At 62.1% G+C, this 15,605-nt stretch carries 21 protein-coding genes; 6 read left to right on the top strand and 15 right to left on the bottom strand.

The features are described from left to right. Positions 1 to 451: 451 nt before the first annotated feature. The 11 genes from NKJ46_RS00005 to NKJ46_RS00055 all read right to left on the bottom strand — a co-directional run bounded on the left by NKJ46_RS00005 (position 452) and on the right by NKJ46_RS00055 (position 10,457). On the bottom strand, positions 452 to 973 hold the full coding sequence (locus tag NKJ46_RS00005) for a ferritin-like domain-containing protein (protein ID WP_352660276.1): 522 nt from the start codon (positions 971 to 973) through the stop codon (positions 452 to 454). A gap of 107 nt (positions 974 to 1,080) precedes the next feature. Next, positions 1,081 to 1,650 (bottom strand): c-type cytochrome, encoded by a 570-nt coding sequence (locus NKJ46_RS00010; RefSeq protein ID WP_352660279.1) that lies wholly within the window; start codon positions 1,648 to 1,650, stop codon positions 1,081 to 1,083. Next, complete coding sequence (locus tag NKJ46_RS00015) at positions 1,631 to 2,515, bottom strand: cytochrome c oxidase assembly protein (RefSeq protein WP_352660281.1); 885 nt, start codon at positions 2,513 to 2,515, stop codon at positions 1,631 to 1,633. Before NKJ46_RS00015 ends, NKJ46_RS00010 begins: the two co-directional genes overlap by 20 nt. Continuing rightward, complete coding sequence (locus NKJ46_RS00020) at positions 2,512 to 2,853, bottom strand: hypothetical protein (protein ID WP_352661283.1); 342 nt, start codon at positions 2,851 to 2,853, stop codon at positions 2,512 to 2,514. The genes NKJ46_RS00015 and NKJ46_RS00020 overlap by 4 nt, the downstream gene beginning before the upstream one ends. 1 nt (position 2,854) lies before the next feature. Beyond that, positions 2,855 to 3,460 carry a cytochrome c oxidase subunit 3 gene (locus NKJ46_RS00025; RefSeq protein ID WP_352660284.1) on the bottom strand — a complete coding sequence of 202 codons (606 nt, stop codon included), beginning with the start codon at positions 3,458 to 3,460 and terminating at the stop codon, positions 2,855 to 2,857. Then, on the bottom strand, positions 3,457 to 5,433 hold the full coding sequence (ctaD, locus tag NKJ46_RS00030; RefSeq protein WP_352660287.1) for a cytochrome c oxidase subunit I: 1,977 nt from the start codon (positions 5,431 to 5,433) through the stop codon (positions 3,457 to 3,459). Before ctaD ends, NKJ46_RS00025 begins: the two co-directional genes overlap by 4 nt. After that, entirely contained in the window at positions 5,430 to 6,404 is a 975-nt protein-coding gene (coxB, locus tag NKJ46_RS00035; protein WP_352660290.1) for a cytochrome c oxidase subunit II, read from the bottom strand. The genes ctaD and coxB overlap by 4 nt, the downstream gene beginning before the upstream one ends. A gap of 38 nt (positions 6,405 to 6,442) precedes the next feature. Beyond that, positions 6,443 to 6,976, bottom strand: a complete 534-nt coding sequence (locus NKJ46_RS00040) for a c-type cytochrome (protein WP_352660293.1) — start codon at positions 6,974 to 6,976, stop codon at positions 6,443 to 6,445. Between the two features lies 1 nt (position 6,977). Next, positions 6,978 to 7,841, bottom strand: a complete 864-nt coding sequence (locus NKJ46_RS00045) for a substrate-binding domain-containing protein (protein ID WP_352660296.1) — start codon at positions 7,839 to 7,841, stop codon at positions 6,978 to 6,980. Continuing rightward, the gene (locus NKJ46_RS00050; protein ID WP_352660299.1) at positions 7,822 to 9,624 is read right to left on the bottom strand and encodes a methanol/ethanol family PQQ-dependent dehydrogenase; all 1,803 of its coding nucleotides are present in this window, start codon (positions 9,622 to 9,624) and stop codon (positions 7,822 to 7,824) included. The genes NKJ46_RS00045 and NKJ46_RS00050 overlap by 20 nt, the downstream gene beginning before the upstream one ends. 53 nt (positions 9,625 to 9,677) lie before the next feature. Continuing rightward, complete coding sequence (locus tag NKJ46_RS00055) at positions 9,678 to 10,457, bottom strand: heme-binding protein (RefSeq protein WP_352660302.1); 780 nt, start codon at positions 10,455 to 10,457, stop codon at positions 9,678 to 9,680. Between the two features lie 196 nt (positions 10,458 to 10,653). Here NKJ46_RS00055 and NKJ46_RS00060 point away from each other — a divergent pair, with 196 nt between their 5' ends. The 4 genes from NKJ46_RS00060 (at position 10,654) to NKJ46_RS00075 (ending at position 12,979) form a co-directional block, all read left to right on the top strand. Continuing rightward, a complete protein-coding gene (locus tag NKJ46_RS00060) occupies positions 10,654 to 11,484 on the top strand; it encodes an SIR2 family NAD-dependent protein deacylase (RefSeq protein ID WP_502903341.1) in 831 nt (276 codons plus the stop codon). Positions 11,485 to 11,574: 90 nt separating this feature from the next. After that, a complete protein-coding gene (locus tag NKJ46_RS00065) occupies positions 11,575 to 11,760 on the top strand; it encodes a hypothetical protein (RefSeq protein ID WP_352660307.1) in 186 nt (61 codons plus the stop codon). 4 nt (positions 11,761 to 11,764) lie between these two features. Next, complete coding sequence (locus NKJ46_RS00070; RefSeq protein ID WP_352660310.1) at positions 11,765 to 12,400, top strand: LysE family translocator; 636 nt, start codon at positions 11,765 to 11,767, stop codon at positions 12,398 to 12,400. An 84-nt stretch (positions 12,401 to 12,484) separates the two neighbouring features. Next, positions 12,485 to 12,979, top strand: a complete 495-nt coding sequence (locus tag NKJ46_RS00075) for a hypothetical protein (RefSeq protein WP_352660312.1) — start codon at positions 12,485 to 12,487, stop codon at positions 12,977 to 12,979. A gap of 45 nt (positions 12,980 to 13,024) precedes the next feature. Here the strand turns inward: NKJ46_RS00075 and NKJ46_RS00080 are convergent, their stop codons facing one another. The 3 genes from NKJ46_RS00080 to NKJ46_RS00090 all read right to left on the bottom strand — a co-directional run bounded on the left by NKJ46_RS00080 (position 13,025) and on the right by NKJ46_RS00090 (position 14,023). Further along, the gene (locus tag NKJ46_RS00080) at positions 13,025 to 13,327 is read right to left on the bottom strand and encodes a DUF982 domain-containing protein (protein WP_352660315.1); all 303 of its coding nucleotides are present in this window, start codon (positions 13,325 to 13,327) and stop codon (positions 13,025 to 13,027) included. Between the two features lie 48 nt (positions 13,328 to 13,375). Further along, complete coding sequence (locus NKJ46_RS00085) at positions 13,376 to 13,693, bottom strand: DUF982 domain-containing protein (RefSeq protein ID WP_352660318.1); 318 nt, start codon at positions 13,691 to 13,693, stop codon at positions 13,376 to 13,378. 126 nt (positions 13,694 to 13,819) lie between these two features. Continuing rightward, positions 13,820 to 14,023, bottom strand: coding sequence for a hypothetical protein (locus NKJ46_RS00090; protein ID WP_292657608.1), 204 nt, complete (start codon positions 14,021 to 14,023; stop codon positions 13,820 to 13,822). Positions 14,024 to 14,345: 322 nt separating this feature from the next. On the opposite strand from NKJ46_RS00090, the gene NKJ46_RS00095 reads away from it, so the two are divergent. Both NKJ46_RS00095 and NKJ46_RS00100 read left to right on the top strand, forming a co-directional pair. After that, positions 14,346 to 14,909, top strand: coding sequence for a sigma-70 family RNA polymerase sigma factor (locus tag NKJ46_RS00095; RefSeq protein ID WP_352661285.1), 564 nt, complete (start codon positions 14,346 to 14,348; stop codon positions 14,907 to 14,909). A 50-nt stretch (positions 14,910 to 14,959) separates the two neighbouring features. Further along, positions 14,960 to 15,088: a hypothetical protein gene (locus NKJ46_RS00100; RefSeq protein ID WP_352614925.1), complete on the top strand. Its 129-nt coding sequence runs from the start codon at positions 14,960 to 14,962 to the stop codon at positions 15,086 to 15,088. A gap of 187 nt (positions 15,089 to 15,275) precedes the next feature. Here NKJ46_RS00100 and NKJ46_RS00105 read toward each other — a convergent pair whose 3' ends face one another. Continuing rightward, the gene (locus tag NKJ46_RS00105; protein ID WP_352661288.1) at positions 15,276 to 15,494 is read right to left on the bottom strand and encodes a hypothetical protein; all 219 of its coding nucleotides are present in this window, start codon (positions 15,492 to 15,494) and stop codon (positions 15,276 to 15,278) included. Between the last annotated feature and the right edge of the window lie 111 nt (positions 15,495 to 15,605).

Below are 15,605 nucleotides of genomic sequence, written 5' to 3' on the forward strand. Positions count from 1 at the left end.
CCAGCGGCGACGCCGAGACGTTGGTCGACCGCGTCGAGAAAGTCGTGAAAAAGACGGCAAGCAAAACCGAGGAAGCCATTCGCGATCGTTTGCCGGAGACCGACGAGGTTCCCAAATCGAACGAGTCTCCCGAAACGACCTGATAGCGCTGCGGTCGTTCGTGGCTATTCCGACCGCGGGTTGCGTCGCGGTTGGAACATCGAAGTCGGCTAGGAGTCCGCAACGTTCCGCACACAAATGTGGTCGCGACACTCAAGTTATTAGAACGTAGGCGCTCCGGTTCGTTCCGCTTCTTCGCTCTGAATCCGTTCGGTTCTTCGGGCTCTATGAAGCGTGTCTGGCCAACGGCAAAGCGCACAGTCTCAGCAGCACTCTCCATTCTGAAAAAAACAACCACCCCGTCAATTCGACTGGGTGGTTGCCAGGAATTCCTCTCGGCCAGCGGGGCGGCCTAACTCTTGGCGGTCTCTCCCGCCTCACGCAGCCTGCCGTATTGCAAAGTGACGCCGCGCAGATTCTGCTTCAACCAGTCGGCCATTTTCTCTTCTTCGCGGAGATTCTGCTGAAGAGAGCTGGTTGCCTGACTAAACCCTCCGGCCTCGGCGAGTACGAGCAACGAGTTGTAAGCGGCGATCTCGTAATTTTCGAATGCAAAGTTGGCGAAGCTGTTCTTGAGGATTTCGTCGCCGGCTACGGAATGTCCCATCGCGGCCATGCTGCCGACCATCGACATAGCCGTATCCTTCAATGTGGAATGGTCCTCACCGAGGCCATCCAGAATGGATTCCAGGCGGGCGATCTGCCCTTCGGTCTCCGTGATATGCTGCTGCAGGCGGTCGGCGACCTGCGGATAGTTCTCGATCCGCTTGACCTGAGGTTTCATGATCGACAGTGCCTGGTTCTCCATGGCGTGAGCGTTGCGCAGCCCGACAATGAAGATCGAGCGGGTTTCGGAATTGACATCGGTATCCATAGGACTTCCTCGCGATTTGACGTGTAGAACCAAACCGTGGCTATGCCGATTTGTTCCTGGCGAGGTGTTGCAGTTAACCCTGCTCTTCAAGAAATGCTGCAATCGTGTCATTTCAGCGAATAGAGGTAGGCCGCGATATCCCGCGCCTCCTGCTCGGAAATTCTGGTCGAGGGCATTGCCGTGTGCGGATTGACCTCCCTTGCGGCGCGTATCCAACGGACCAGGTTCTCCGGCTTATTGCGCAAGACGCCGCCGATATAGACCCGGGTAGCCAAGTCGGCATCCAGGCGCGGCCCGACCAACCCTTGCGCGCCGGGAACGCCGCTGATCGTGTGGCATCCAGCACAGCCATTGGCCATCATGATGGGTATGGCGCGGGCGCCAACACCGCCGGTTGCATTGTCGGCCTTCTGCTCCACTCGACGGCTTTGCTCGAAGTACAACGCGATCCCGGCCAGAACTGCAACGAGCACGACAATTGCCGCGGCGCCGAGGATGGACCCGGACGGAGTGAAGCGCGGTGTGGCGCGCACGCCAATGCTGCTGGTGGCATTGTCAGTCTCATAAGCAACCTGGCCGAGGCGCTCCGGCCAAAACGTCAGCGCCGCCCAAGCTGCGGCCAGCACGGCAATTACCGCCCCAGCACCAATGACCAGCTTAGACAGCGCGGAGCGCATGCGACACCTCCCATCTTCTCTGTCCACTTGCGCGAATCCACAGACCGGCCAGCAGCAACGCGGCTCCGCCATAAATCAGACCGGCAGGAACCCACATCACCAAGCCGGCGAGCTGCTGGTCCTCCAGCGCGCTAAGGTTCCACAATTCCGCGCCGGCGTCGTTTGCCGGATACCACAGCCTTGGCGAGACCAGCAGCAGTACCCCGAGCAGGCCGGTGTGCAGCGAGGTGAAGAAAAGGTGCATGACTGCGCTGCCATAGGCTTGTTCGCGGCCTGAGCGCGGCAGCAGCACCCACCAGAACAGCAGCCCCGTACCGAAGAAGCTCGTATGTTGCGCATAATGCAGGACACCCCGTGCAAGCGCCGCCTCGAACAGCGCCGGAACGTGCCATGCCCATATCGCGACGCCGTGCAGGAAGGTCGCGGCTACAGGGCGGCTGACGGCGGCCCACACGGTTCGAAGCACCTTCGCGTGCCCGGCTGCGCCAAATGCCAGCCGCAGCTTGGTCGGCAATGCCCACATCATCGCCGCCGCCGGGCAGGAGGCGACCAGCAGGGGCGCCGCCACCGCCATCAACAGCTCGTGCTCGATCATGTGGGCGGTGAAGATGCGCTCGCCCAATGCATGGAGCGGACTGACCAGTGCGGCCGCCAAGATGGCCCAGCCGGCCGCGAACAGCATAGCCTGCCGTAGCCGCAACGGCCGGCTGCGGGCGCTCCGCCGCCACAGCCGAAAGGCGCCTGCCGCGTAAAGCAGTACGGCGACGGTCAGCGGCAGCGTGATCGGCAACGCCAGCGTCCAGCCGGCCTGCGGGGCGCCGGCACCGTAGCAGATCGATGTCGAGAACAGCGCGTCGAAGCTCATCGCAGGCAGCCGTCAAGAATGAGAGAGGCGGCGCCTTGCATGATGATTACCAGTGCAAACAGCACCGCGCTGAGAATGCCGATATTGGCGACGAAATCCTCCGTGGCGCGCGTACGATCCGGTTTAAAGGCGGCACCGCCTTGCTGGCGCGCCCGCCACGACAGCACGCCGCCAAGCAAGGCCAGCACTGTCAGCACCAGCGCAATGACCGGTATGAGGGGAATGCCGTGCGCGCACTGCCACTCCACGAACGCATAATTCAGCTGCGTCGACACCGCCCAGGCCAAGGGCCCGGACAACAGCCCGCCCCATGATGTGCCCAAGCGAAGCGCACGCATCTCAGTCAAGCCTCGGCATCCAGTAGATCAAAAGATAGATCGGGATCCAGGTTGCGACCACGAAGTCCCAGTAGAAGACGTTGTCGCCAACGTCCCCGAAACGCCGGCCGCTATAGCCATGGCGCGTGAACATCAGGGCCGTCAGCACCAGCGTGTCGCCGACGTCGGTAATCAGATGCGTTGTGTGAAGGCCGAGCAGCACCCACAGCATTGAGCCGTACGCATTGGTGTCCCAATAGATGTTGAGGGCCGGAAATTCGAACCACCGCACGACAAGCGGCGCCATACCGAGCAGCGACATGACGATCAGGCCGATGCGCACGGGCACCATGGCACAGGCTTCCGCGTAGCGGTTCAGTATGTGGTTGGGCACCACGCTTGCGAGCAGCAACAGCGTGACGATGGTACCCGGCCAATGGTTGGGCGGCGGCACGCCCAATGGCCATTTGGGCGACAGATAGGCGAGGTAAAGATAGGTGCCTGCGGCGAGCGCGAAGCCGGTGCCCTCCAGCGCCATGAAGGCGAGAGTGCCCCACCAGGTCGGGCTGCGCGGTCCGAGTCCGAAGGTCGGGAGGTCGGAAAGATCGGCGGCAGAACGCTGTTTCATTCCTCATCCTCCGGATCGCCTTTCGGCCAGAACCAACCGATCAAAGTGATGGCGATCGGCCCGGCTCCCCAGACCACTGCCCAAGGGCTGAAGATTGAATAGAGAAAGGTGGCGCCGATCGCGAGCGCAGCGAACAATGGCCAGATCGACGGCGTCGCCGACTTCTCGCGCACATCGGGATGCGCCTCAGCCACGGTCGAAATAACAAGTTCGCGCGCGTCGACGCGAAGCCCGGTCGCGACAGGCAGCGTGTCACGTTCGGCCCAGAGCGGCTCGGCGTTGCTAACCACCGGAATCCGAGCGAAATTATAGCTCGGCGGCGGAGAGCTCGTCGCCCATTCTAGCGTGCCTGCATTCCAGGGATTGTCCCCGGCCGGGGCGCCCCTCGAGGCGCTGTACACCAGGTTTATAGTGAACAGAACGAAGCTCAGGAACAGGACGACAGCGCCGGCTGTGATGAACAGGTTGATGTTGCCCCAGCCGAGCTCAACCGGATAGGTGTAGACCCGGCGCGGCATGCCCCACAGGCCGACAATGTGCATCGGAAAGAACGCCGCATTGAAGCCTATGAAGGCAAGCCAGAAGTGCCAGCGTCCGAGACGTTCGCTCATCATCCGGCCGGTCATTTTGGGGAACCAGAAATAGGTCGCGCCGAGCAGCGGGAATACCGACCCGCCGATCAGCACGTAATGGAGATGCGCGACCACGAAATAGGTGTCGTGCACTTGCAGGTCCAATGGCACCGACGCCAGCATCACGCCGGTCAGGCCGCCCGCGACGAACGTGAAGAAGAAGCCGAACACGAACAGCAGCGGCGTCCTGACTATCGGCTTTCCGTCCCACAATGTCGCCAGCCAGCAGAAGATCTGCAGCCCGTTCGGGATGGCAATCAGCATGCTCGATGCCGTGAAGAAGCTCGCGCCGAGCTTTGGCAGGCCGGTTGCGAACATGTGATGGACCCACAGGCCGAACGACAGAAACCCGACCGCAATCAGCGACAGAACCATGCCTAGATAGCCGAATACCGGACGCCGGGCGAAAGCGGCAATGATCGAGGACACCATGCCGGTGGCCGGGAGGAAAATGATATAGACTTCGGGGTGGCCGAAGAACCAGAACAGGTGCTGGAAGAGCAGTACGTCGCCGCCCTCGGCGGGATTGAAGATATGGGTGCCGACCAGGCGGTCGAGGATCAGGAACGTCGACGTGATCATGACCGCCGGCATAGCGAATACGATCACGAAAGAGGTGACCAGCATCGCCCAGACGTAGAGCGGAATCTTATCCAGGGACATGCCCGGCGCGCGTTGCTTCAGCACGGTGACGATGGTGGCGACCGCGACCGCCAACGATGAAACTTCGGTATAGGTGATCATCTGCGCCCACACGTCGGAGCGCTTGCCTGGCCCGAATTCAGGACCGGACAGCGGCACGTAGGAGAACCAGCCGACGTCGGGTGCCATGTCGAGTGCAAACGACACCCAGGCGAAGAGGCCACCCGAGAGATAAATCCAGAAGCTGAATGCATTGAGGCGCGGAAAGGCGATGTTGCGGGTGCCGACCATCAGCGGAACGAGGTAAATGCCGGTCGCCTGAACGATCGGCACTGCAAACAGGAACATCATGGTCACGCCATGCATGGTGAACAGCTGGTTGTAACGGTCGGGCCCGATCAGCCCGCGCTCCGGCCCCGACAGCTGGACGCGCATGGCAACGGCGCTGAGGCCAGCGAGGCACAGGAACACGAAAGCGGTGATCAAATAGCGGCGCGCAACGATCTTGTGGTCGACGCTCGACAGCGCACCGATGATGCCCGGAGCCGTCCGCCATGTCCGCGCCAGCCGACGCTCAAGGCTTGCGTCGTCGAGGCCGGTATCGCGAGGACCATCGCGCTCGGGAGCCAGGTCGCCCTTTTGTGTCGCCTCGCGCTGCTTGGCGAGGTCCCGCTCATGGGCCAGGTCGGCGCTGCTCATTTCAGGCCCTCGAGATAGGCTACGATCGCATTCAATTCGTCCCCGTTCAGTCCAACGACGGGCATGTGGGCACCTGGCTTGATCCCTTGCGGATCGGCTATCCAGGCCGCGAGATTGCCGCGGCTCATAGCCAGCGTTCCGGCAGCGAGCGTCCGCCGGCTTGCTACATGGGTGAGGTCGGGAGCGACCGTACCGCCGGCGATAGTGCCGCCGATCTTGTGGCACATCACGCATGGCCGCTTGAGGAACAGGTCGTGGCCGGCTTTGGCTTCAGCGGATACGGGGGCGGCCGCCGGCCGCAGCTGGTCGTTCAGCCACGCGTCGAAGACGGGCCGGGGTTCGGCGACGATGAAGGTGCTCATATTGGCATGCTGCGCGCCGCAGAACTCGGCGCACTGGCCGCGATAGACGCCGGGCTTGTCCGCCCTGAGGTCGAGAACGTTCTCGTGGCCAGGAATGAGGTCCAGCTTGCCCGAGAGGTTCGGCACCCAGAAGGAATGGATGACGTCCGTCGAGGTCACTACGAGCCGCACCGGCTCGCCCGCCGGGATGTGGATTTCATTGGCGGTCGTCAGGATGCGGTTCGGCTGATCGTTTTCGTAGCGAACCTCCCACCACCATTGATGCCCGGTCACGCGGATCGTCAGCGCCGTGTTCGAGCCGATGGCGGCGAGCGTCCGGTTAGAGAAGTAGCTCAGCAGCGTCAGGCCGACCAGGATCAGGGCGGTTGCGGCGAGTGCGGCGACGACAATTCGCATCTTGCTGCGCTCGGCGGCAGCATCGAGGACAAGCGGATCGCCGACGGGCGCCGCGCGCCGGGCCAATGGCACGATCAGCATGGCCATCACCAGAAGCCAGACCACCGTGCACAGCGCGGTGAAAAACCAGATCAGCCATGCAAGCTCGCCCGCGGCCGACCCTTTCGGGTCGAGCGCGGATTGCCAGCCGCTGCATCCTGCAAGGAGCAGCATGCAGGCTGCGCCGCAGCACACCCTGCAAACAAGGCGGTTCACGGCGACTTCCCCAGCGTGGCGGCATCCGGCAGGCGATTTTCGGACGGATGGGGCATCATGTCGTCGTCGCGGCTCGGCGCGGCCGATTTCGATGCGTTGCCGCTCAGCGCGCGGACGAAGGCGGCAAGCTCCCAGATCTGGTCGTCCGGGATCTTGTCACGGAAGCTCGGCATTCCGTTCGGCCGGCCGTCTCTGATCGTGGCGTGGATGCTTTCGATCGAGCTGCCATAGAGCCACTTCTGGTCCATGAGGGCCGGACCCATGCCGCCACCGCCATTGGCATGGCAGCCGGAACAGTTGAACCAGTTGAACAGACGCTTGCCCTCGCTGAGGTGGAAGGCGTTGGCCTCGAACACGCCGGCCTTGGTGTCGGACGAGGCCGGCCGTTGGCCGCCCGGCTCGAGGGCCGTCACGGCTGCCGGCTGGTCGCCCGAGCCGAGCGCCGACTGTGGACGCGTGTCGCGTTCTTCACGCTGGCACCCGGCAACCGCGAGGATTGCGAACACCAGCAAGGGAAGACCGCGCTTCATTTCAAGGCGCTCCGACAGGGTCGAAGCGGGGCACCTGGTAGGCCGCCAGGATCGCGTCGATATCGGCGCGGTGTCTGGTCAGGGCGGCGTTCACCTCGCTGCGCAGCGTATCGTCGCCACGGCGCACGCCCATCGAGATGTCGTAGATCATCGGCAGTTGCGGGCCGTCCACGCGCGGGGAGACCGGCGTGATCCGCAGCGCCACCTTCTGCCTGGACGCGAAGTAGCCGGCCAGCGGTCCCCAGACCACGGCCATATCGATGTCGCCATTCGCGACCGCCTCGACGATGCGTGCTGGCGGGTTCGGCGCCGAATAGTCGCCATAGACGGGGAAACCGATGAGATGGCCGACGATGCCGCGACGGCCAAGCGCCTCGACGGGCGGCGAGTTGGCGCCGTCGTCCCCGATCAGCTGGACACCGATGTGCAGATCGCGCAGGCGAGGATCGTTGAAGGACGTGATTTCCGGCGCATCCTTGCGTGTCACGAACACATAGGAAGACCGGTAGTAGGGCGCGGTGGTGCGCAGCATCTCTAGGTTGGCGGGCGTGCCGGGCACCAGATCGCACAAGCCGGCTTTCAGCGTGTTGCGGACGAAGCCGCGCCGCTGTGCCCACCACGTGTAGGAAACAGTCGCACCAAGCTCCCGGGCGACGAGTTCGGCAATCTTGTTTTCAAAGCCTTCTCTCGCGGCATTGGAGAACGGCATGTTGTTGGGATCGGCGCAGATCCTCAGCTCGCGCGCATCGGCAACGGCGGCAACAAGCGAGAGCGCCAGTGCGCCGACCGCGACGCCAAACCGCCGAGAAGATTTTCTCCGCGCGCGCGCGTCTCGGCCGATCGTCTCAAGGCAGCCGGAACACATACAGCGTACCTCCCGGCGTGGTTACATCCTTCAGATCCTTCATGACGTTGACGAAGCCGAGCGCGGCGGTGGCGTCGCGCGGGTCGAGATCGCCGGATACGATCGCGCCGGCCCAGCCACCGACGCCCGAAAGAATCGCGACATATTGGTGCCCGTCCGGGCCGCGATAGGTGATCGGCTGGCCGATGATGCCGGACGACGTCTTGAACTGCCAAAGCAGTTCGCCGGTCCTGGCGCTGACCGCCTTGAACCAGCCTTCCATCGTCCCATAGAACACGACGTTGCCAGCGGTGGCGACGGCGCCGCTCCACACCGGAAAGTTCTCCTTCAGGCTCCACGCCGGCTTGGCGGCGGCGACATCCCAGGCGGTAAAAGCACCGCGATTGCCGCCCGGCCCGGGAATCATGCGCACATTCATGCCGACATAGGGCGTGCCGGCGATGTAATTCACTTCGAGGCCTTCCTCATCCATGCACATATTGTTGTGCGGAATGTAGAGCAGGCCGGTCTTGGGAGAGAACGCCGAAGGCTGCCAGTCCTTGAGGCCGGACGCGGTCGGGCAGATGTCGCGCACTACCTTGCCGGTGCCGGTCTTCTTGTCCGGATTTACAATCAGCCGGCCGGTCTTGAGGTCGACGCCCTTGGTGGAATTGACCGGCCCGAACGGCACTGCCGACAGGACCTCGCCCGTGGTGCGGTCCAACAGATAGACGTAGCCGTTGCGTTCCGGCCGCACCAGCACCTTGCGGGCCTTGCCCTGCCAGGTCATGTCGAGCAGCACCTGCTCGTTGATGCCGTCGTAGTCGTGCAAATCGTGCGGCGTCCATTGGTAGAACCATTTGGCTGCGCCGGTGTCGGGATCGCGGGCAAAGATGCCGGCGGTCCATTTGTTGTCGCCGGGCCGCAGATCCGGATTCCATGGGCCGGGATTTCCAGTGCCATGGAAGATCAGGTTGAGGTCCGGGTCGTAGGAGATCCAGCCCCACACATTGCCGCCGCCGATCTTCCAGGCGTCGGGCGGCCACGACGTGACGCCGAGATCCTTGCCCTTGTCCATGTCGTAATGCGGCTTGAAATCCGGACCGATCAGCACCTCGGCGTCAGGGCCGGTATTGTAGGCCGTCCAGACGACGTGCCCGTCGCCGGCGTCGAGCGCCTTGATCCAGCCGCGTACGCCCATTTCGCCGCCGGAATTGCCGACCAGCACTTTGCCCTTCACCACCAGCGGCGCCATGGTGATGGTCTCGCCGATGTTGATGTTGCCGATGTGGGTGTTCCAGACCGGTTTGCCGGTGGCCGCATCGACGGCGATCGTGTGGCCATCGAGCGTGTTGAAATAGATGCGCCCTTCGAAGAAGGCTGCACCGCGGTTGACCACGTCGCAACAGGCAACGCCCTGCGCCGCACGTTCGGGATTGGGCTCGAACTTCCACTTCATCGGCGCGCCGGGCTTGGTAAGGTCAAGCGCGTAGAGGATGTTGGGAAACGGCGTCACGATGTACATCGTGTTGCCGACCACCAGGGGCGCAGCCTCCTGGCCCTTGTTGATGCCGGTCGAGAAGGTGAAGGCCACCTGCAGGGTCTTGACGTTGTCTTCGGTGATCTCCGCGAGATCGCTGTAGCGGGTCGAGGCGTAGTTCTTTGCCGGCATCGCCCACTGGCCGTCGTCGGGCGGAGCGGCTGCGGCCGGCGGATTTATCGCGGGGCTTGACGTTGACTGAGCAACCGCCGCGGTAATCAGCGCGAAGCCGGCCAGCAGCGTCCATCCCAGCATCGCGGCCATTGGTCTTTTTCCGTCCTTAGACACGCTGATTCTTGCCACCTGTCGCGCTTTCCTCATTTGCGTATCGAGCCGCCGACGCCGGCGCCGAGCTCGGCAGCCACGTCCGCTTCGGTTCCGGCACACAATGGATGCCCCCATCCGGAAGGGCTCTTGCCGCCGGGATCGAGGTCGTAAATGATAGCGTCCTTGCGGTTTGGGTTGACGCCGGCCGGTACCTTGTCAAGCCCGAGTGCGGCACGCACGCGCCAGGCGACATTGTGGTCGGCACAGGAAGAATCGCCGCTTATCCCGAGAGCCCCGACGATCCCCTTGCCGTCGTAGAGAGCCAGGCCCCCGCCAAACACGACGACACCGCCGATCGGCTTTCCCAGCATCGGATCGCTGGAGCTTCCAAATGTCGAAGGGTCGCCCGCATAGGCCACCGCTGGATTGACCGGATTGGTGGCCTGCAGGCCGAATAGAGGCCCGCCAGGCTGCACCGGCGCATAGAGGTTCGCGGTCGACAACGCCATCTGGGCGAGGCTGAGCCCGTTGGCGGTATTGGCTTTTTCGGCGGCGATCAGCCGGCTGCCGGGCCACTGGGCATCGGCGGTAGGCCCGCTGAACGCGACGGCGCAGACCGTTCCGTCGCGAGCCACGACTGCCGCCCATTCATTAGTGTCGAAACCGCCATTGCCGGGGCCGCCGCTGGCTTTGACGTTGGCCTTGAGAGCGGCAAACAATTTGTCGTGGTCGGCCGGGCAAGGTGCTTGGGCCCAAGCCTTTTGCTGGATGGCGCCGATCGTAAGCAGGAACACACATAATGCGACTGAGGCAATCCGCTGGCGATCCATTAGCTGCGCCGTGTTTGTTGAACACTCCCAACGCGTGAGAGGCGCAGAAGTGCCAAAGGGAACGAAATAAATATCGGATGTGGTGAGCCAACTCGGTGGCCGGCGCTCGGGGCACATTCCATCGGAAATCGGAGTTACTCTTCCCGGTGGCCCGGGCTCGGCTGGAACGGAGCGGCACCTATCGCAGTTGTGTCGGATGCAGTCTGCAGTCGAGCAATTGGCTCAATCAGTGAAAGAGCGACGAGCGATCCTGTTCGTTGGAGCCGGGGTGTCGATGAGCGTCGGCTTGCCGTCTTGGCAAAAGCTCATCGAGCACATGCAAAAGGAACTCGGCCTTCACGAGGACATGATCGGCGCACCGGAGGCCAGCTATCAGGCTCTTGCCGAATACTACCGGCTGAAGCAGGGGAGCCTCGGTCCTTTGCGCAGTTGGATGGATCGCGAATGGAGCGTGTCGCGGGAAAAAGTGCAGCGGTCGGCAATCCACAAGCTCATCGTGGCGCTCGATTTTCCGATTATCTACACCACCAATTATGATCGCAACCTCGAGGTTGCCTTCGAGATCCATGGCCGGCCTTTTGTGAAGGTGGCCAATGCCAAGGATTTGCCCAAGGCCACTGGCGAGGTGACGCAGATCATAAAATTCCACGGCGATTTCGACGACGACAAATCACTGGTTCTGGCGGAGACCGATTATTTTGAACGGCTATCGTTCGATTCGCCGCTCGATGTGAAATTTCGGGCCGACGCGCTCGGGCGCACTATCCTGTTCATCGGCTACAGCATGTCGGACATGAACATTCGTCTGCTGTTGCACAGGCTTTGGCAGACCTGGCGCCGCTCCGGCTACGAGAAGAACCGTCCGAAATCCTTCATCTTTATGCCGCAGCCGAGCATCGTCCAGGAGGCTGTCCTAGGCCACTGGGGCATTGATATGCTGACCGAAGAGGCCGACGATCCCGAAGACGCGCTGCTCGCATTCCTGAACGAACTCATGGACAGGGTCGGCCGGCCAGACGGCGCGTGAGAAACTTGCGCAAGCGAATTGGTCAGGGAGTGGGAACCGGCTGATCCGATGTGAGTTCGGGAGGACTAACGCATACGGGACCGAGCCTCGATGGGCGCGCGCAAACACAAGCGAAGAATGCATGTAAAAGACGACCTGCCGGCCGAGTTGGCCCATGAGATCGAGTTTTTTGCCCGCAGGTGCGGCCTGACGAGGGACGAAGCGCTCAAGATGATGCGAGATGCCGGCCGGTTGAAGGACGGCGCGAAGGCATCTTACGAAACCGGGGCGAAGTAGCGGCATGGATCCCGCTTCGTGGACGGCTTTTGTCGGAACGGTCATCCTGATGCAGATGCCGCCGGGGCCCGACAGTCTGCTGGTGATTGCGCGCGGCATCGGGCAGGGCCGTGATGTTGCCCTGTTCACCGTCCTGGGAATGACCTTCGGCGCCGGCATGGTCCAGTTGCCGCTCCTTGCCCTCGGCATATCGTCGCTCGTCCAGGCATCGCCGCTTGCCTTTGCCATGCTTCGTTGGGCAGGCGCAGCCTATCTGGTTTGGCTTGGATCGCGTTTGGTGTTGTTGCCGTCAGCCAGCGTCGCCGTCAAGGAGCCGCACAATGTCGGACCGCTTGTAGCCGCACGCGAAGGAATGATCGCCAATCTGATAAATCCCTGGCCGCTAACCTTCATGGTGGCTTTCCTTCCGCAGTTCGTCGATCCTGCTCGCGGATCGGTCACGCTGCAATTGCTGCTGCTCGGTGGCACCCAGAAAATGACCGGTGTGCTGGTGCTGGGCACATATGCACTCGCATCCGGCACGCTCGGGGCCTGGATCATGAAAAGGCCGAAGGTAAGGCTCTGGCAGCAGCGGCTGGCAGGTTGCTTCGTCGTCGGTCTCGGTATGCGCATGGCAGTCGGTGGTGGCGCGCACCGCTGAGGATCGAGCTATGCAGCGGCCGTCATGGATGGAACATCCGCCGACAATTTTCGTTGACATGCTCCACAAGGCGAGAGGTCGAACATGTCAAAGGTCCAAGCCGCCACCCCGGAGCGTTTGCAGCAGCTCAGGCTCGAGGCGACCGCGCACTTTGCGCCGCTCATATTGCGCGAGGCGTTGGTCCGTCTCTGCCGCGCCTGCGGAAGCGACAGCCTCGACCGGTTCGAGAAGACTATGGTCGACCAAATCGAGGCATCGCGTGACGAAAAGGCCGATTTCGACACGATGAAGGAATTTGCCATCGAACAGCTCTATGGCTGGATTCGAGAAGTCAGGTCTTCACCGGACATGACACAGCCGCTGGAGAAGTTGGACGCCCGCAGGACGTCCGGCCGATCGGAAGAGCCGCAAACGCTGGAAGACCAGTTGCAGGCAGGCCTGGAAGATTCCTTCCCGGCAAGCGACCCGCCGGCGGTCGTCTCCACTGCGATCCCAGGCGGATCGAAGAAGCTGGTCGGAACGGACGAAATCCTCAGGCAAAAGGGGGAGAAGGAGGGCGAGGGCGCGAGCCATTCGTGATAGGGTTGGCCTGGACGGAACTGCGGGAAGGCAGCCCCTGCCGGTTCATCCGCTGTCCGACATGAGGGCTGTCGGGGCACGCGCGTCATGCGGCTCGCCTTCGACAAGAATGTTCGCCTCCCAAGCGGCGTCTACAAATGCCTGGCGTGCTTTGGCGGCCGTGATTTGACCGGTCCGGGCGCGGTTCAATACATCAGCGGCTACCAGCGCCAGCGGAGCGTTGCGCGCCGGCCATTTCTCGCTGTTCAGGCAATATATTGCTTCGAAAACGGAACTGACCAATCGCGATCGCCCGGGCTTGCCGAAATAGATGCAAACAGGAGTATCGAACTCTATTCTCAGCATCATATTCCTTCCCGTTCACGCAGCTGGCCGCTTCATGTAGGCTGCGAGTAATCAGCCTCCAGGGTCTACCGGGCCGTCCGACGGGAGCTTCAGCCAACCATCGTGGGCCTTCGCAGGTATTTCGGCTGCGATATCGTGCGCCAGAATGCCCGCCTTGCGGGCGAATGTTTCGAACGCCGCGTGTACCGTCTCGGCATCGAGCTCGTCGGCCAGCCCGGCGCGACAGGCGTCGAACGCCGCCTTGTGCGCTGGACCGCGACTAGGCCATTCGTTTAACACGTCATAGGCCTGCCAAATATTTTCGACATAGCGAGGGAAACCAAGGCCGACGAGAATTGGAACGGGGCGGCCAAACGATTTTGTTGTCATCTGTGTCTCCGCGAAAGACTTGTCGCATCAACGCCCGGGGGCGGACACGAGGCCCATGCTCTTTAACGCGGGATTGCTGCACGGGTTGCAGCGGGTTTTTTCGATCGGGCGCAGCCGGTCCTGGCGTCACTTGTTGGTCCGCATCTTTTGCCGGGGATTGATACCGCCTTGCGGCGTGGTGTCGTTCTCGACATCGCCTTCGAACGTGTTGTTGCCCTGATCGAGCCGGTCGCCCTCCTTGATCGTGCCCCTGGAACTGCCGATGCCGGGATCGTTGGCAAGATCGCTATCGGCCGGCGTTTTGCCTTTGGCGTGCTTGTTTCCTGTCATGAACTCCTCCTGTTTCTTGAGATGGGCCGTCCTTGAGGTGGCGCCAAGGCCGCTGCGAGATCGCATTCCGACGCGCCAAATAGCGGCGCCCGAATTGTCGGACGACCTTGATTTGAACTCGGCGATCCCGGTGGTTGTTCCGTCAAAAATGCCGCCGTCGGCCGGGATTGCCCAGCCAAGCCCTCTCTGGTTTCTGGAAGGTTTCTGGAGCCGGGTGATTTTCGCCAACCGGAACGATCTTTCGCCCAATGCATTTAACTGGTCTGCGCTCACGAACTCATTCTGGACGGGAGCTGGACCATTGCCACCCACAGCCTACGCCTTGGCGACCCGCGAAACCGAAGAAGTTTCCATCGTCGACCTCATACCCGCTTTGAGGGCTTTCGCCCGTACCTTCTGCCGCACTCCCGATGATGCCGACGACCTGGTTCAGGAGACGCTGACCAAGGGACTGGCCAACATTGACAAGTTCGAGGCTGGAACGCGCATGAAATCATGGCTCTTTACCATCATGCGCAACACCTACTACACGCGTGTCAGGGCTGCGGTGAGGGAAGCGCCCGGCCTGCTCGACTGCGCTTCGCTTCGGCCGATCTCGGAAGCGACGCAGGAATGGTCCGTACAGGGCAAGGAAGTCCACCAGGCCATCCAGAGGCTTCCCGAGCACCAGCGCGAGGTTCTGATGCTGATAGGCGTGCTGGGCGTCAGCTATGAGGAAACGGCCGAAATATGCGGTTGCGCGGTGGGAACCGTGAAGAGCCGGCTCAACAGGGCACGCGCCGGCGTGCTGGAATACCTTGGCGAAAGTTCCTCGCAAACCCTGATGGAAAGGCGCAGCTATCTGTCCGAAGGACAACTGGACTTCGAAGCCGAGAGGCGCCGCTAATATATGTCACGTTAGTTACTGGTTCCGCGCAAGCGCCTTTCGACAAGCGCATGCTGCAATTCGACCGCAAGTTTGGTCAGCCGGTCAGGAACCCTTTCCTGTTCGATGGCCGCAAGCAAGGAAGCGATTTCCCGGTCTATCGTCAGATCGGCACGCGTGCTGACGGAATCTTCCCTTGAGCGAGCCATCGCGTTCTCTTGGCAAATGTTGGTCCCTTCACCTCACTCTGGTGGCAACAGTGCGAGTTTGCAAGAATTTGCAGACTATCCATGCGACCGGTTTCGGTCCTTGCACAGCTTCGTCAGCGGTTAGCTCTCACGGCGTTTCAATTGCTCGCCGGCTGCAAGCCACATGCTGCCGCAACGATCACTCTTCAGGCCGCCGATCCGCTGAACGATCCTGGTACTGCTCGGACTTGACCCGATTGCCGTCGAGCCCACGCTCCTTGGTGTGCTGCTTCTTGTCTCTGTTGGACAGAACGGCGTTCTCTCCGATCTTGTCCTTGGGAAGATCGGTCATCGCGCCAGCGCCAGCGCCTTTGCCGTGACTGCCGCGACCGATGTGCTTCTTGCTGCCGGACGCCATCTTGTCCTCCTTCATACTGTCGAATAGCGGCTTATCCCGTTCGGCATCCGAACCAGCGTTGGGCCGCAATGTTCCGCCGGAAATCGTAAGCAGGAAGGCATCGCCGTCCCA

Source organism: Mesorhizobium sp. M0166 (assembly GCF_040322255.1).
Taxonomy (GTDB): Bacteria; Pseudomonadota; Alphaproteobacteria; order Rhizobiales; family Rhizobiaceae; genus Mesorhizobium.

What these genes read in the sequence shown, in the direction of transcription:
- NKJ46_RS00020 (WP_352661283.1), bottom strand. Translation starts at nt 2,853, where the DNA reads ATGCGTGCGCTTCGCTTGGGCACATCATGGGGCGGGCTGTTGTCCGGG.
- NKJ46_RS00075 (WP_352660312.1), top strand. Translation starts at nt 12,485, where the DNA reads ATGTCAAAGGTCCAAGCCGCCACCCCGGAGCGTTTGCAGCAGCTCAGG.
- coxB (WP_352660290.1), bottom strand. Translation starts at nt 6,404, where the DNA reads ATGCTGCTCCTTGCAGGATGCAGCGGCTGGCAATCCGCGCTCGACCCG.
- NKJ46_RS00005 (WP_352660276.1), bottom strand. Translation starts at nt 973, where the DNA reads ATGGATACCGATGTCAATTCCGAAACCCGCTCGATCTTCATTGTCGGG.
- NKJ46_RS00040 (WP_352660293.1), bottom strand. Translation starts at nt 6,976, where the DNA reads ATGAAGCGCGGTCTTCCCTTGCTGGTGTTCGCAATCCTCGCGGTTGCC.
- NKJ46_RS00090 (WP_292657608.1), bottom strand. Translation starts at nt 14,023, where the DNA reads ATGACAGGAAACAAGCACGCCAAAGGCAAAACGCCGGCCGATAGCGAT.
- NKJ46_RS00055 (WP_352660302.1), bottom strand. Translation starts at nt 10,457, where the DNA reads ATGGATCGCCAGCGGATTGCCTCAGTCGCATTATGTGTGTTCCTGCTT.
- NKJ46_RS00015 (WP_352660281.1), bottom strand. Translation starts at nt 2,515, where the DNA reads ATGAGCTTCGACGCGCTGTTCTCGACATCGATCTGCTACGGTGCCGGC.
- NKJ46_RS00105 (WP_352661288.1), bottom strand. Translation starts at nt 15,494, where the DNA reads ATGGCGTCCGGCAGCAAGAAGCACATCGGTCGCGGCAGTCACGGCAAA.
- NKJ46_RS00025 (WP_352660284.1), bottom strand. Translation starts at nt 3,460, where the DNA reads ATGAAACAGCGTTCTGCCGCCGATCTTTCCGACCTCCCGACCTTCGGA.
- NKJ46_RS00010 (WP_352660279.1), bottom strand. Translation starts at nt 1,650, where the DNA reads ATGCGCTCCGCGCTGTCTAAGCTGGTCATTGGTGCTGGGGCGGTAATT.
- NKJ46_RS00050 (WP_352660299.1), bottom strand. Translation starts at nt 9,624, where the DNA reads ATGGCCGCGATGCTGGGATGGACGCTGCTGGCCGGCTTCGCGCTGATT.
- NKJ46_RS00045 (WP_352660296.1), bottom strand. Translation starts at nt 7,841, where the DNA reads ATGTGTTCCGGCTGCCTTGAGACGATCGGCCGAGACGCGCGCGCGCGG.
- NKJ46_RS00085 (WP_352660318.1), bottom strand. Translation starts at nt 13,693, where the DNA reads ATGACAACAAAATCGTTTGGCCGCCCCGTTCCAATTCTCGTCGGCCTT.
- NKJ46_RS00080 (WP_352660315.1), bottom strand. Translation starts at nt 13,327, where the DNA reads ATGATGCTGAGAATAGAGTTCGATACTCCTGTTTGCATCTATTTCGGC.
- NKJ46_RS00065 (WP_352660307.1), top strand. Translation starts at nt 11,575, where the DNA reads ATGGGCGCGCGCAAACACAAGCGAAGAATGCATGTAAAAGACGACCTG.
- NKJ46_RS00100 (WP_352614925.1), top strand. Translation starts at nt 14,960, where the DNA reads ATGCTGCAATTCGACCGCAAGTTTGGTCAGCCGGTCAGGAACCCTTTC.
- NKJ46_RS00070 (WP_352660310.1), top strand. Translation starts at nt 11,765, where the DNA reads ATGGATCCCGCTTCGTGGACGGCTTTTGTCGGAACGGTCATCCTGATG.
- ctaD (WP_352660287.1), bottom strand. Translation starts at nt 5,433, where the DNA reads ATGAGCAGCGCCGACCTGGCCCATGAGCGGGACCTCGCCAAGCAGCGC.
- NKJ46_RS00060 (WP_502903341.1), top strand. Translation starts at nt 10,654, where the DNA reads ATGCAGTCTGCAGTCGAGCAATTGGCTCAATCAGTGAAAGAGCGACGA.